This is a genomic window from Streptomyces sp. NPDC048483 (assembly GCF_040651455.1).
GTDB lineage: Bacteria > Actinomycetota > Actinomycetes > Streptomycetales > Streptomycetaceae > Streptomyces.
Genome location: NZ_JBEZJZ010000266.1, coordinates 1 through 1,217, shown reverse-complemented (window position 1 = coordinate 1,217; position 1,217 = coordinate 1). Strand labels below are relative to the sequence as shown.

General features: G+C 71.9%; 1 protein-coding gene. It reads right to left on the bottom strand.

Annotated elements, in window-relative coordinates:
• Positions 1-1,217, bottom strand: a 1,217-nt coding sequence (locus tag AB0D04_RS42715) for a polyketide synthase dehydratase domain-containing protein (protein ID WP_362712890.1), incomplete at both ends; no start/stop codon positions are given.

The following is a 1,217-nucleotide window of genomic DNA, read 5'->3' as shown; positions in this document are numbered from 1 at the left end:
GTCCGGACCAGCCGGGCAGCCAACACCTCATTCCCACGCACCAGCAGTTCAGGCTCATCGGTCGCGAGCCCTTGCCCCAGCACGGCCACCTCGCAGTCACCGTCCAGGTCCACCAACCCGAAACGCCCCGGGTTCTCCGACTGCGCCGACCGCACCAGACCCCGGACGGCGGCGGCCGCGAGATCCACACCAGACACCGCACCACGCGTCACAAACACCAGACGCGAAGAAACGAACCGGTCATCGGCCAACCAGGACTGCACCATCTCCAACGCCCAGGCGGCCGCGACGTGTACGGACTCCACCATTCCGGCGGCGCCGGCGGGCGGCGCGACCAGGACTGTCCCGGGTATGGCCGGCCCCGTCAGGGACTGCAGATCCGCTGGGGTCCGCAACGGCTCGCCCTCCGGACCGGTGCCGAGCTCGACGCGCTCGTCCGTGAGCGGGACGGGGACCCAGTCGACGGTGAAGAGGGCGTCACGGTCGGCGGCCTGCAACTGCCCGGCCGAGAGCGGACGCACCACCAGCGACTCCACGGAGGCGACCGGCGCACCGGAGGTGTCCGCGATCGCGACCGACATTCCGTTGCCCCCGGAACGGATCCGGACGCGGAGGTGCAAGGCTCCGGAGGCGTGCAGGGACACTCCGGTCCACGAGAAGGGGACTCCGCCCGCTTCCACGCCGCCCAGTGCCGCCGCGTGCAGAGCGGCGTCGAAGAGCGCGGGGTGCAGCCCGTAGGCGTCGCCGTCCGTGCCCTCGGGGAGCCTCACCTCGGCGTAGATGTCCTCGCCGAGCTTCCAGGCCGCTCGCAGGCCCTGGAACACCGGACCGTACGTGAGCCCGGCGTCGGCGAGTTCGTCGTAGCAGTCCGCCACTTCCAGCGGCTCCGCGTGCTTCGGAGGCCAGACGGCGACATCGAAGGAGGCCGCTTCGGCCCCCGTGGTCACCGCGCCGCTGGCGTGCAGCGTCCAGGGGCCCTCGGCCTCACGCGCATGGACCGACGCCGAGCGGCGGCCCGAACCATCCGGCTCCCCCAGCCACACCTGCACCTGCACACCACTGCCCGACGTGGGCAGGACCAGCGGCGCGGCCAACGTCAGTTCCTCCAGCAGGTCACAGCCGACCTCGTCGGCCGCCCGCAGCACCAGTTCCACCAGCGCCGTGCCGGGCACCAGCACGGACCCCAGCACCACATGATCCGCCAGCCACGGATGCGA